This is a genomic window from Mesorhizobium sp. M0011 (assembly GCF_040324155.1).
Taxonomy (GTDB): Bacteria; Pseudomonadota; Alphaproteobacteria; order Rhizobiales; family Rhizobiaceae; genus Mesorhizobium.
The window spans coordinates 307,512-319,473 of record NZ_JAMYVQ010000002.1 but is presented as its reverse complement, the minus strand read 5'-3'; the positions used below and the strand labels follow the sequence as shown (position 1 = coordinate 319,473).

Below are 11,962 nucleotides of genomic sequence, written 5' to 3'. Positions count from 1 at the left end.
ATGAACTCGACACTTCTGCGCGGCCGCACGCTGTCCTTCGTGCGCTGGCCGCAGACCATCGACGATCATTCCGCCTGGCGCTACGAGGAGGATGGCGGCCTGCTGATCCGCGACCGCCGGATCGTCGCTGCGGGCACCTATGCCGATGTTGAAAAGCAGGCCGGCGAGACGGCGAAGAAAATCGACCACCGGCCGCATCTGCTGCTGCCCGGCTTTATAGATGCCCATGTGCATTTTCCGCAGATGCAGGTCATCGCCTCCTATGGCGCAGAACTGCTCGACTGGTTGAAAACCTACACCTTTCCGGAGGAAACGAAGTTCGCCAACGCCCAGCACGGCCGCCGCATCGTGCGGCTGTTCCTCGACGAAATGGTGCGCCACGGTACAACGACGGTCGCCGCCTACTGCTCGGTGCACAAGGCTTCAGCCGAAGCCTTTTTCGCCGAGTCGCATGACCGCAACATGCTCAACATTGCCGGCAAGGTGATGATGGATCGCAATGCGCCCGACGGCGTGCTCGACACACCGCAATCGGGTTACGACGACACGAAGGCGCTGATCAAGGAATGGCATGGCAAGGGACGGCAGCACTACGCCATCACGCCGCGCTTCGCCATCACCTCGTCGCCGGAGCAGATGGAGATGGCGGGCGCGCTGTGTCGGGAATATCCCGACCTGCACATGCAGACGCATCTGTCGGAAAACCACGCCGAAATCGCTTTCACGCAGGAACTCTACCCGTGGTCGCGCGACTATACCGACGTTTACGAGCACTACGGGCTGTTGGGCAAAAAGAGCCTGTTTGGACATTGCATCCATCTGTCGGAGCGCGAAGCGGATGCGCTTTCGGACTCGGGCTCGGTAGCGGTGTTCTGCCCGACCTCCAACCTGTTCCTCGGTTCCGGCCTGTTCGACTACCAGCGCTTCCGGCGCCGCGACAAGCCGGTCCGGATCGCCGCTGCCACCGATGTCGGCGGCGGCACCAACTACTCCATGCTGCGCACCATGGACGAGGGCTACAAGGTGATCGCGCTGAACGGAGAGAAGCTCAACCCGCTCCAGTCCTTCTGGCAGATGACGCGCGGCAATGCCGAGGCGCTGTCGGTGGCTGACAAGATCGGCACGCTGGATGAAGGCAGCGATGCCGACATCGTCGTGCTGGACGCCAGGGCAACGCCGGCGATGCGGCTCAGGATGGAAACGGTCGAGACGCTGGCGCAGGAACTGTTTCTCCTGCAAACGCTGGGTGACGACCGCACTGTCCGCGAGGTTTATGTGGCGGGGCGGCCAGCCAAGGCGGATATGATCGCGGGGTAAGAACCCTCACCCGGATTGCCAACCAAATTGCAAGGGCAATTCGGGGCAATCCGACCTCTCCCCGAGGGGAGAGGAGATCGCCAGTGCCGACGCTTTCCTCTTCTCCCCACCGGGGAGAAGGTGGCCGCGAAGCGGCCGGATGAGGGGCCGCTCCACGGAAGCTTGACCGAGCGGAGCTTGTCGTACACACGACGTGTGACGATTTCGGAGAAAGAAAATGGCCGTTGCTGACGACATCGCTCTGATCAAGAGACAGGAAGAGACCCTTGTCTTCGCCACCTTCGACGAGGCCGTCGCTTTCAAAATCGGCTCCGCCATTCGCGATCGTGCAATTGCCGAGAACCTGCCCATCATAGTCGACATCAGGCTGTGGGACCGGCCGCTGTTCTACGCCGCGATGCCGGGTTCGAACGCCTCGAACCCCGACTGGGCGCGGCGCAAGACCAATGTGGTCAAGCGGTTCCTGAGAAGCACCTACCGCATGGTGCTGGAACAGCAGCGCCCGGACCGCAGCTTCAAGATCGGCGAAGGGCTGGATATTGCCGACTACGTGCTGGCCGGCGGTGGCTTTCCGGTGACCGTCAAGGGCGCCGGCGTCATTGGTGTGATCGCCGTCTCCGGACTGCCGGAGCGGGAGGATCATGGCGTCGTCGTCGATGCGCTGTGCGATCATTTGGGCGTCGACAAGCGCGGGCTGGCATTGCCTCGGGACGCCGAATGACCGTGCTCGATCCCAAGGCCTTCCTGACCTCCATCTTCAACGCCGCCGTTGCCGCCGCCGATCCGGAACGAACCATCCGGGATCATCTGCCGGCCAAGCCAAAGGGTCGTACCATCGTCATCGGCGCGGGCAAAGGCTCGGCGCAGATGGCGGCAGCGTTCGAGAAAGTGTGGGCCGGCCCGATCGAAGGGCTGGTCGTCACCCGCTATGGCTATGGCGCGACCTGCGAGCGCATCGAGATCATCGAGGCGGCTCATCCGGTGCCGGACGCTGCCGGTCTGGAAGCCTCGCGGCGCCTGCTCGCCAAGGTCCAGGGGCTGACTGAGGATGACCTAGTGGTGGCGCTGATTTCCGGCGGCGGATCGGCGCTGTTGCCGTCGCCCGCCGGCGGCTTGACGCTGGCCGACGAGATCGCCGTCAATGAGGCGCTGCTCGCCTCGGGTGCGCCGATCGCGGCGATGAACACCATCCGCAAGCACCTTTCCACCATCAAGGGCGGCAGGCTGGCAGCGGCCGCATGGCCGGCCAGGGTGGTGTCGCTGATCGTCTCCGATATTCCCGGCGACAATCCGGCAATGGTCGCCTCCGGCCCAACCGTACCGGATACAGGCAGCCGCGCAGACGCGCTGGCCTCGATATCGGCCTATGGCATGAAACTGCCGGCCTCGGTGATGGCGCATATCAATTCGCCGGCCGCCGATGCGCCAAGCCCGGATGACGAGCGCTTTTCGCGCAACGAGGTGCATTTGATCGCTTCGGCCGGGGTGTCGCTCGAAGCGGCTGTTGCGGAAGCGAAACGGCAAGGCGTTGAAGCCATCATCCTCTCCGATGCGATCGAGGGCGAAGCGCGCGAAGTCGGCGGCGTCCATGCCGCGATCGCGCGCGAAGTGGCGACGCGCAACCGGCCATTTCAAAAGCCGGTGCTGATCCTGTCGGGCGGCGAGACAACCGTGACGCTGCGCGCAAAAGGCAAGGGCGGCCGCAATTCGGAATTCCTGCTGGCCTTCGCCATCGGCATCAATGGCGTCGACGGCATTCACGCGCTGGCCGCCGACACCGACGGCATCGACGGTTCGGAAGACAATGCCGGCGCCTTCGCCGATGGCTCGACCGTATCGCGCATGCGCGCAGCCGGGGTGGACGCCAAGGCTATGCTTGCCGGCAACAATGCCTGGACGGCCTTCAACGCGGTTGGCGATCTTTTCGTACCCGGCCCGACCGGTACGAATGTCAACGATCTCAGGGCAATTCTGATCAGGTAGCTGAAGCAATTCCAGGAAGTGTGAAGCGGTTTTCCGTCTGGAATCGCGCAAAAACAAAACTGATCAGGCGGCCATCAGCCGCTTCACCAGCTTCATATCCTGCAGGAACCGTTCGCGTTCGGCTTCCTTGTCCGCCCGATCGTGGATGCGCAGGATGAAGGAGGGATGGATGGTGATGAACACGCGCAATCCGTCCTCGCGCTCGATCACTTGTCCGCGCATCTTTGTCACCGGGATCGCCTTGCCGAGCAGCGACATCGCCGCTGTCGCGCCGAGTGCCACGGCGAGGTTAGGCTTAATCAGCTCGAATTCTTGGTCGATCCACCAGCGGCAGGCCTGAATCTCACCGGAATTCGGCTTGGAGTGGATGCGGCGCTTGCCGCGCGGCTCGAACTTGAAGTGCTTGACTGCGTTGGTGACATAGACCTTTTGCCGATCGACACCGGCATCGTCCAGGATCGCATCGAACACCTTGCCGGCCGGACCAACGAAAGGTTTGCCGGCGAGATCCTCCTGATCCCCCGGCTGTTCGCCGACGAAGATCACTTTGGCATTGTCGGGGCCCTCACCGAAGACGGTCTGCGTCGCGTCGCGCCAAAGCGGGCAGCGACGGCAGCCTTTCGCTACCTCACGCAACTCGGAAATCGTGCTTGCGGCATCGTCCTCCGCCGTCTCGGCAGGCTGTTGCTTCGGCCAATGCCGTGCCTGCACCTTTGCGTGGTGCGGCGCGGGTGTTGTCGGCATCTTCGCAATCATGTCCTTGGCGGCCTTGTCCGCTCCTGCGATCATGTCTGGAATGAGCGAGGCCTCGGGAAGGTTCCGCCAATATTTCTTTGGCATCTCCCTTTGCATCGCCTTCACCTTCAGCCGCGCCGGGTTGAAGATGTTCTCGAAATAAGTCCGCCAGAGCGCCTCGGTGTCGTCTTGATCAGGCGCATCGCCCTTGGCAGCACCCGGCCCCATCGCCAGCCTTTCGCCATCCCAATCGGCGGAGGCATAGGGCGTCAGGATCGTCCAGCGCATGCCGGTGAAACGCCTGACGAAGAAATCGGCGTTGCGCTCGACGATGAAATGATCCGGCTCGAACCAGGCGACATAGCGCTCATCGGCACCGTCGCCGATTTTTCGGAAGCGCACGAAGGCGTGCATCTTGTGGCTGTCGCGCCGCACCGCCTTTTCCATGGTCTCAAGCCGCCTGGTGTCGGGATCCGACGCGATTTCCAGCAGTTTAGGCTCGTCGCGCAATCGCCAAAGCACTCTGTAGAGAAAGGCAAACCGGCCGGAATCGGAATGGCAGAACGCCGTTTCGGCATGCCCGATGAAGTCGCGCGGCACGACGAGCTGCGCGCCCGCAGGCACTTCAGGCAATTCTGCCTGATCAGAGCCCGGCGCGACATGCCAGCCGACGTCCTCGGGCCTGACCTCATTCAGGGCGAGCCGCCGTGCCGCGTCACGCCAGCCGGCAAAATCCGTCTCGCTGTCGAGCCGAACTCTGTATCTGGCGAGATCGAGTTGCGCCGGCCGCATGATCAGAACAACGACAATTGTTCGCAGGAGTAGGCGATCCTGTCGCGCAGGCCGGCCTTGTCGGTCAGCGCACCAGGTGACCAGCCTTCGGCGATGATGAAGGGCCTGAGCTTGGCGACCGACTGGCAGATCCGTCCGACGTCCTCGAGCCGCATGCGCCGGTGCCGGCGCGTCTCCAAAATCTTCGCCACCACCTTGGTGCCGAGACCCGGCACCCGCAGCAGCGCTTCGCGGTCGGCGCGGTTGATGTCGACCGGAAACTGTCCCCGGTTGCGCAGCGCCCAGGCGAGCTTCGGGTCTATGGCGAGATCGAGCATGCCGTCGCTGCTCCCGGCAAGGATTTCCGGCTGTGAAAACCCATAGAACCGCATCAGCCAGTCGGCCTGATAGAGCCGGTGCTCGCGCATCAGCGGTGGTTTCAGCAAGGGCAGCGACGATGACGAATCCGGAATGGGGCTGAAAGCCGAGTAATAGACGCGCCGCAGATGATAGCTGCCATAGAGCCGCGCGCTGGTGTGAAGGATGCCGTCGTCGGATGTCTTGTCGGCGCCGATGATCATCTGCGTCGACTGACCGCCCGGCACAAAGCGTTCGCGCTTCTTGGTCTTCAAAGTCGGCTCAGCCTTCTCCTCCATCTTCTGGCGCAGCCTGGCCATGGAAAGCCGGATTGTCTCCGGCTTCTTCTCGGGCGCCAGCCGCTTCACGCCCTCATCGGTCGGCAGTTCAACGTTGATCGACAACCGGTCGGCATAAAGCCCTGCCTTCTCGACCAGTTCCGCCGAACTTTCCGGGATCGTCTTCAGATGGATGTAGCCGGAGAACTTCTCCTCCAAGCGCAGCCGGCGTGCCACCTCGACCATCTCGCCCATGGTCTCGTCCGGTGAGCGGACGACGCCGGAGGACAGGAACAGGCCTTCGATATAGTTGCGCCTGTAGAAATCCATGGTCAGTTTCGCCACCTCTTCGATGGTGAAACGGGCGCGCCGCACATTGGACGACGAGCGGTTGATGCAATAGCTGCAATCGTAGATGCAGAAATTGGTCAGCAGGATCTTGAGAAGGGAAATGCAGCGGCCATCCGGCGCGTAGGAATGACAGATGCCCATGCCTTCGGTGGAGCCGATGCCGCCGGATTTCAAGGAATCCTTTTTTGCAGCACCGGAAGAGGCGCAGGAGGCATCGTATTTGGCGGCGTCGGAGAGGATCGCCAGCTTTTCACGGACGGTAAGTGCGTTCATATGTTCATGATATGTTCTGAACAGGAGATCCGCTACCTCATTTGATGGAGGCGGCGAAAAAGTGATCGCCGCCCATCATGAATCCATCAAACCTCGTGCAGATAGAGGTGGTAATCCAGTTCGCTGACCGTGCGTGCCACCCGCAGATACTCGGACTGTTTGATCGCCACGAAGGTCCGGTGCAGGTCCTCGCCGAGCGCGTTCTTCAGGAAGCTGGACGTCCGCGCCGCTTCGATCGCGGCGCGCCAGTCGACAGGCATGGTCGTGCGCGTGACCGCTGCCTCATAGCCGTTGCCGGTCGTTTCGGGGCCCGGATCGAGGCCTTCATCCATGCCCTTGATGATGCCGGCGAGCACGGTCGCGGCGATCAGATAAGGGTTGGCGTCGACGCCGGACGGGCGGTGCTCGATGCGCCGGTTCTTCGCGTCGCCTGCCGGCACGCGTAGCGCCACCGAGCGGTTGTTGACGCCCCAGGTCGGCGCCACCGGCGCATAGGATTGCGAGACGAAACGCCGCCAGGAATTGGCGTGCGGCGCAAACACCAGCATCGATTCCGCCATCGTCTGGATGAGGCCACCAAGCCCCTGCAGCAGCGGCAGCGACCAGCTCTCGCCACCGGCTTCGGCAAAGACGTTTCTTCCGGCCTTGTCCTGCAGCGAGACGTGGAAATGCATGCCCGAGCCGGCATATTTCTCAATCGGCTTGGCCATGAAACAGGCGGTAACGCCATGGCGGCGCGCCTGCGCCCGCACCAGCCGCTTCAGCATGACCAGGTCGTCGGCCGCCCGCATCACGTCCTTGCGGTAGTTCAGCGTCAATTCGTACTGGCCGGGCGCATATTCGGAAATCACCGTCTCGGCCGGAATGCCTTGCGCCTTGGCCGCCGCATAGATGTCGGAAAACAGCGGCTCCATGCCGTGCAGATGATCGACGGAATAGACTTCGGTCTTGCCCGAGACGCGGCCATCGAGAACCGCGCGCGCCGGCTGCACCTTGCCGTCGGCGTCGCGCTCATTGGCCAGCAGGAAGAATTCGAGCTCGAAGGCGCCGGCCGGATAGAGACCCTTGGCCGCCAGGATGTCGACTTGCCGCGCCAGCGCCAGCCGGGGGTCCGACGACATCGGCCGGCCGTCGAGCATGTACATCGCCATCAGCAACTGGCCGCGCGGCGGGCTCGTGCCGTAGAGCGGCACCAGCGTGCCGGGGATCGGCCAGGCGCGTAGGTCGCCGTCGCCGGTAGTCCAGATCAGCCCGGTCTCGTGCACATCCTCGCCGGTGATGTCGAGGCCGAGGATCGAGATCGGCATATGGCGGCCGCCCTCGAAGATGCTTTTCAGCTCATGCCGGCGCACGATCTTGCCACGGCCGACGCCATTGGCGTCGGTCAGCACGATATCGAAGGCTTCGATCTCGGGATGGGCGTCGAGAAAGGCTTGCGCCTCGGCTGACGTCGAGCCCGAAGGTGAGGTCATCATGGCATTGGGGTGGACCATCGCCGCTTGTCTCATGCCGCAAGCTTTGCCGCAACCGCGCCGAAGGCGGTGATCAGCCGGTTGACCTGGGTCCCAGTGGTCGCCGGCGAGATCAGCATCATGTTGTGGAAAGGTGCGATCAGCACGCCGCGATTGACCAGCGCGACATGGATGGCAGCCTCCAGTTCCGGTGCATGCGCCACTTCCGCCTCGGCGCCATTGCGCAGCGGACCGGGCGCACAGATGAACTCGACACGAGCGCCGACACGGGAAACATGCCAGGGCAGACGATAGCGGTCGATCACGCCGGTCAGCCCGGCATCGAGCCGCCGCGCCAGATGATCCATCCGGTCGTAATTTTCCTGCGTCATCACCTCTTCGAGCGTGGCGCGCATCGCCGCGAACTGCAGCGGGTTGGCCGAGAGCGTCGTGCCCATGCCGGAATAGCCCGGCTCCTTGGTCCTGTTGTAGTCGGCGTAGCGTGAGGCAACGTCGTCGCTCATGCCCCACACACTTGCCGGCACACCGCCGGCAATAGGCTTGCCCAGGACGAAGAAGTCCGGGTCGAGGCCATATTCCATCGTGTAGCCGCCGGGGCCGGTCGAGATCGTGTGCGTCTCGTCGATCAGAAGCAGCGTGCCGGTTTGGCGCGTCAGTTTGCGCAGGGCGTCATGGTAGCCCGGATCGGCCAGCACCATGCAGGAATTGGTCAGCACCGGCTCGGCGATGACGCAGGCGACGTCCTTATCCCTGAGCGCGGCTTCGAGTGCTGAGATATCGTTGAACTCGATGACCTTGGCCGTGCGGGTCAAGTCGCGGAACTCGCCCGCCAATCCTGGCCGGTTGACGGGCTTGCCGTCGATCAGCCGCACCATCGTTTCGTCGACCGAGCCATGATAGCAGCCGTTGAAGACCAGGATTTTTTCGCGGCCGGTGACGGCACGGGCAACACGCAGCGCAAAGCGGTTGGCGTCGGTCGCCGTCGTCGCGATCTGCCAGAATGGCATGCCGAAGCGCTGCTGCAGCAGCGGCCCTATGGCCAGCGCATCTTCCGAAGGCAGCATATAGGTCAGGCCGCGTCCGGCCTGGCGGCAGATGGCGCGTGCCACCGGCGGCGGCGAATGGCCGAACATCGAGCCGGTGTCGCCAAGGCAGAAATCATCGAGCCGGTTGCCATCGATGTCGATGATCGTTGCACCCCTGGCGCTGTCGACCAGGATCGGAAATGGCGTGGGCCAGTCGTTCATCCAGTGCATCGGCACGCCGCCGAAGAAGCCGGGCAGGCCGTTGCCGATCTTGGCTTGCGATTTTGGCCGCGCCTTGCGGAAGGCTGCCCCCTCGGTTTCGCGCAAATCGGCAATGCGGTCGCGGCCGATGCCGCCGATGGACGTGTTGGACGTGTCGCTGTGCATGAAAACCCCTCTGGTCGATCCCTCTTAGCCAATCCGTGTCCGCATCCGCAATTGGCCGCGCATCTGCCCTGCGTTGGCTCAGCCTTTGGCGGCGGCGCTTGACCGTGCTGCCGAAGTCAGCGCCAATATGAGCGGGAATTGAGGTGGAGGGGTAAAATGCGAACGATCATGTGTGTGGCAATGCTTCTGTCGTCGGCTGGCGCTGCCTTCGCGTCGGGTGGCATCTGGTGCTCCACCGAGGACACGGCGGCGACATTCGAGGTCGAGGCAGGCGTCACCAGAGGCATGGGCGGGCCGACCTTCAACTTTCGCGGCAACCTCGAAATTCTGAGCCGGCCTGCCGGCGACAGCCTGCGGAAGACCGTGTTCGGGGATTCCAACCTGACGCAGTACTGGCTCGACGGCAAGGAATTGCGGCTGAACATCTATCGTGAGCACGAGGCCGCGCAAAAGATCAACTCGGTCGAACTGACGATCCTGACCAAGACCAGCGACGAAGGCGTCTATGACGGGAACTATACGCTCGCCATCTACGACGCCGCGGCGGATACGGACCAGGACGGCAAACCGGTTGAAATCAGCGGCAAAGTGTCGTGCGGAGCGGAGTGAGCGGGGTCAGGCCGTGATGTCGATGACGCCGCAGTCGCCGGCGGCACTGCCGAAGGCGACACGGCGTTCTTCCTTGTCCCACATCATCGAGGTGATGGCGCCCTTGCCCGGCCGTCGCAACAGCACTTCCTTCGCGTCGGCAAAACGCACCGCCATCACCATGCCGTCATCATAGCCGACGGCGACGACATCCTGGCTCGGGTGGCAGGCGACAGCCGTCACCATGGCGTTGCCGCGCGTGCCGAGCTCCAGCGGTGCCTTGCCCATGGGACCATCCTTGCCTGAAAACGGCCAGACGATCGCCGCCGGCGCGCCGGAACTCGCCAGCCACTTGCCCTTCACGCTCCACGACAGGCTTTTGACCTTGCCGGGATAGCCGGTCATGCGCATGTGTTTGCCGTCGGCGAGCTTCCAGCCGTGCAACGCGTTTTCCTGCATGGTGGTGACGAGGAAGGCGCCATCCGGCGAGAAGGTGATGCCGGTATGGGCGCCGGCCCATTCGAGTTCCACCGGCTTGCCCTCTGCGGCCGGGAAATGCAGCGTCGCGCCATTGTAGCGGGCGACGCCGAAGCGCATGCCTTTGGGCGAGAAGGCCAGCCCCTCGACCGAACGCGGATGGACGAATTCCCTGGTCTTGCCGTCGGCGAAGCGCACGAAGGCGGTCTTGCCTGAGGCATAGGCGATGGCGCCTTGCGGCCCGGCGGCAACGCTGGTGATCCACTTCTTGGCCGCGCTTGCCAATTCGGTGACCTCGCCGCCCGCCTTCACGGCAAACACCTTGCCGTCCTCGCCGCCGGTGATCAGCCGGTCATTGGCTGCATCATGGAAGGCGGCAAGCACCCCGTCATTGGCCTGAACTGTCTTGTGGCCATGGTCGAGCCGATGGACGGCGCCGTCGGCCATCGCAAAATGCGGCACGTCGCCGAGAAAGACGGCGGCGATGCAATGTCCCTGGAGATCAAGCGGGGCGACGGTTGGCATGGTTATCTTTATTCACCTGGACGAGATTGCAGAGACAACCCGGCGGCTTACTCGACGTTTGCGGTTCCGGCAACCATAAGGGTTGCCATCGAAGGATGTTCGATCGCGCTGTTTCGCGATCGACTCCTCGCGTTAAGCGGGTGCCGTTACAGTGTGTTTAACGCCGCTATCACTTTGCGTAGCTTGGCGTTGGGCTTCGGCGGGCGTTCCAGCAGATCGAGGATACGCACGAAATCGGTGGCGGACACCCTCACTACCTCGGCGGCATCGATCGCGGGCTGGGCTTCATGCTCAGTCATGCTATCGGTCGATCTAGGCATCACTTGTTCCTACCCGAGCAAAATTACGCCTGGCAGGCGTCAAAGCTCTTCCTCAGCCGTTCGGCGTCGAGTTCGCGGCCGATGAACACCAGCCGGCTCTCATGCTTCTCGCCGTCCTTCCAGGCGCGCTGGTGGTCGCCCTCGATGATCATGTGCACGCCTTGGATGACATAGCGCTCATCATCGCCCTTGAGCGCGATGATGCCCTTCAGCCGCAGGATGTTGGGGCCTTCCATCTGGGTGATCTTCTCGATCCACGGGAAGAATTTCTTCGGATCCATCTCGCCGCCGCGCAACGACACCGACTGCACGGTCACATCATGGATGTCGGACGCATGTGCGTGATGGTGGTGCCCGTCATGATCATGATGGTGATGATCGTGGCCGTCATGATCGTGGTCGTGGTCATGATGATCGTGATCGTCATGTGCCTCGAGGAAGTGCGGGTCGTTTTCCAGCGCCCTCGACAGGTCGAAGGCGCCTCGGTCGAGCACTTCGGACAGGTCGACGCCGGCTCGCGTCGTGCGATGGATCTTTGCGGCCGGATTGATGGCGCGGATCGTCGCCTCGACCTTGGCGAGCTCTTCTGATGTGACGAGGTCGGTCTTGTTGAGCACGACGACGTCGGCAAAAGCGATCTGGTCCTCGGCTTCCCTGGAATCCTTGAGCCGCAGCGGCAGATGCTTGGCGTCGACCAGCGCCACCACCGCATCGAGCCTGGTCTTGGAGCGCACGTCGTCGTCCATGAAGAAGGTTTGTGCCACCGGCACCGGATCGGCCAGCCCGGTGGTCTCGACGACGATGGCATCAAAGCGGCCGGGGCGGCGCATCAGGCCCTCGACGACACGGATCAGGTCGCCACGCACCGTGCAGCAGACGCAGCCATTGTTCATCTCGTAGATTTCCTCGTCGGATTCCACGATCAGATCGTTGTCGATGCCGATTTCACCGAACTCGTTGACGATGACGGCGTAGCGCTTGCCGTGGTTTTCCGACAGGATGCGGTTGAGCAGCGTCGTCTTGCCGGCGCCGAGATAGCCGGTGAGAACGGTTACGGGGATCTGCGTCTGTACGTCGCTCATGGCTTGCCTCGAAAGTGCTGG

11 protein-coding genes are annotated in these 11,962 nt (G+C 63.0%); 4 read left to right on the top strand and 7 right to left on the bottom strand.

Annotation, left to right across the window (positions count from 1 at the left end; translation table 11 throughout):
- From guaD to NKK51_RS03830, 3 genes are all read left to right on the top strand, one after another.
- Nucleotides 1–1,317 (top strand): guanine deaminase, encoded by a 1,317-nt coding sequence (gene guaD, locus NKK51_RS03840; RefSeq protein WP_352551288.1) that lies wholly within the window; start codon nt 1–3, stop codon nt 1,315–1,317.
- A gap of 217 nt (nt 1,318–1,534) precedes the next feature.
- Nucleotides 1,535–2,038 (top strand): heme-degrading domain-containing protein, encoded by a 504-nt coding sequence (locus NKK51_RS03835; RefSeq protein ID WP_352551286.1) that lies wholly within the window; start codon nt 1,535–1,537, stop codon nt 2,036–2,038.
- Nucleotides 2,035–3,300, top strand: coding sequence for a glycerate kinase type-2 family protein (locus tag NKK51_RS03830; protein WP_352442654.1), 1,266 nt, complete (start codon nt 2,035–2,037; stop codon nt 3,298–3,300). Before NKK51_RS03835 ends, NKK51_RS03830 begins: the two co-directional genes overlap by 4 nt.
- Before the next feature lie 63 nt (nt 3,301–3,363).
- On the opposite strand, the gene NKK51_RS03825 is transcribed toward NKK51_RS03830, so the two are convergent.
- The 4 genes from NKK51_RS03825 to NKK51_RS03810 form a co-directional block, all read right to left on the bottom strand.
- The gene (locus NKK51_RS03825) at nt 3,364–4,827 is read right to left on the bottom strand and encodes a UdgX family uracil-DNA binding protein (protein WP_128302780.1); all 1,464 of its coding nucleotides are present in this window, start codon (nt 4,825–4,827) and stop codon (nt 3,364–3,366) included.
- 2 nt (nt 4,828–4,829) lie between these two features.
- Nucleotides 4,830–6,065: a putative DNA modification/repair radical SAM protein gene (locus NKK51_RS03820; RefSeq protein ID WP_352551284.1), complete on the bottom strand. Its 1,236-nt coding sequence runs from the start codon at nt 6,063–6,065 to the stop codon at nt 4,830–4,832.
- An 86-nt stretch (nt 6,066–6,151) separates the two neighbouring features.
- Complete coding sequence (locus tag NKK51_RS03815; protein WP_031213699.1) at nt 6,152–7,537, bottom strand: glutamine synthetase family protein; 1,386 nt, start codon at nt 7,535–7,537, stop codon at nt 6,152–6,154.
- A 32-nt stretch (nt 7,538–7,569) separates the two neighbouring features.
- Nucleotides 7,570–8,949, bottom strand: coding sequence for an aspartate aminotransferase family protein (locus NKK51_RS03810; protein WP_352551283.1), 1,380 nt, complete (start codon nt 8,947–8,949; stop codon nt 7,570–7,572).
- Nucleotides 8,950–9,105: 156 nt separating this feature from the next.
- Here NKK51_RS03810 and NKK51_RS03805 point away from each other — a divergent pair, with 156 nt between their 5' ends.
- Nucleotides 9,106–9,558 (top strand): hypothetical protein, encoded by a 453-nt coding sequence (locus tag NKK51_RS03805; protein WP_352551281.1) that lies wholly within the window; start codon nt 9,106–9,108, stop codon nt 9,556–9,558.
- 6 nt (nt 9,559–9,564) lie between these two features.
- On the opposite strand, the gene NKK51_RS03800 is transcribed toward NKK51_RS03805, so the two are convergent.
- From NKK51_RS03800 to NKK51_RS03790, 3 genes are all read right to left on the bottom strand, one after another.
- Nucleotides 9,565–10,539 (bottom strand): WD40 repeat domain-containing protein, encoded by a 975-nt coding sequence (locus tag NKK51_RS03800; RefSeq protein ID WP_352551279.1) that lies wholly within the window; start codon nt 10,537–10,539, stop codon nt 9,565–9,567.
- 146 nt (nt 10,540–10,685) lie between these two features.
- On the bottom strand, nt 10,686–10,838 hold the full coding sequence (locus NKK51_RS03795) for a type II toxin -antitoxin system TacA 1-like antitoxin (RefSeq protein ID WP_502902437.1): 153 nt from the start codon (nt 10,836–10,838) through the stop codon (nt 10,686–10,688).
- A 44-nt stretch (nt 10,839–10,882) separates the two neighbouring features.
- Nucleotides 10,883–11,941: a CobW family GTP-binding protein gene (locus tag NKK51_RS03790; protein ID WP_352551278.1), complete on the bottom strand. Its 1,059-nt coding sequence runs from the start codon at nt 11,939–11,941 to the stop codon at nt 10,883–10,885.
- Nucleotides 11,942–11,962 lie beyond the last annotated feature (21 nt).

Excerpts from the sequence above, each read along its gene's own strand:
- NKK51_RS03815 (WP_031213699.1), bottom strand. The coding sequence starts at position 7,537 with ATGACCTCACCTTCGGGCTCGACGTCAGCCGAGGCGCAAGCCTTTCTC.
- NKK51_RS03795 (WP_502902437.1), bottom strand. The coding sequence starts at position 10,838 with ATGACTGAGCATGAAGCCCAGCCCGCGATCGATGCCGCCGAGGTAGTG.
- NKK51_RS03805 (WP_352551281.1), top strand. The coding sequence starts at position 9,106 with ATGCGAACGATCATGTGTGTGGCAATGCTTCTGTCGTCGGCTGGCGCT.
- NKK51_RS03800 (WP_352551279.1), bottom strand. The coding sequence starts at position 10,539 with ATGCCAACCGTCGCCCCGCTTGATCTCCAGGGACATTGCATCGCCGCC.
- guaD (WP_352551288.1), top strand. The coding sequence starts at position 1 with ATGAACTCGACACTTCTGCGCGGCCGCACGCTGTCCTTCGTGCGCTGG.
- NKK51_RS03835 (WP_352551286.1), top strand. The coding sequence starts at position 1,535 with ATGGCCGTTGCTGACGACATCGCTCTGATCAAGAGACAGGAAGAGACC.
- NKK51_RS03790 (WP_352551278.1), bottom strand. The coding sequence starts at position 11,941 with ATGAGCGACGTACAGACGCAGATCCCCGTAACCGTTCTCACCGGCTAT.
- NKK51_RS03830 (WP_352442654.1), top strand. The coding sequence starts at position 2,035 with ATGACCGTGCTCGATCCCAAGGCCTTCCTGACCTCCATCTTCAACGCC.
- NKK51_RS03825 (WP_128302780.1), bottom strand. The coding sequence starts at position 4,827 with ATGCGGCCGGCGCAACTCGATCTCGCCAGATACAGAGTTCGGCTCGAC.
- NKK51_RS03810 (WP_352551283.1), bottom strand. The coding sequence starts at position 8,949 with ATGCACAGCGACACGTCCAACACGTCCATCGGCGGCATCGGCCGCGAC.
- NKK51_RS03820 (WP_352551284.1), bottom strand. The coding sequence starts at position 6,065 with ATGAACGCACTTACCGTCCGTGAAAAGCTGGCGATCCTCTCCGACGCC.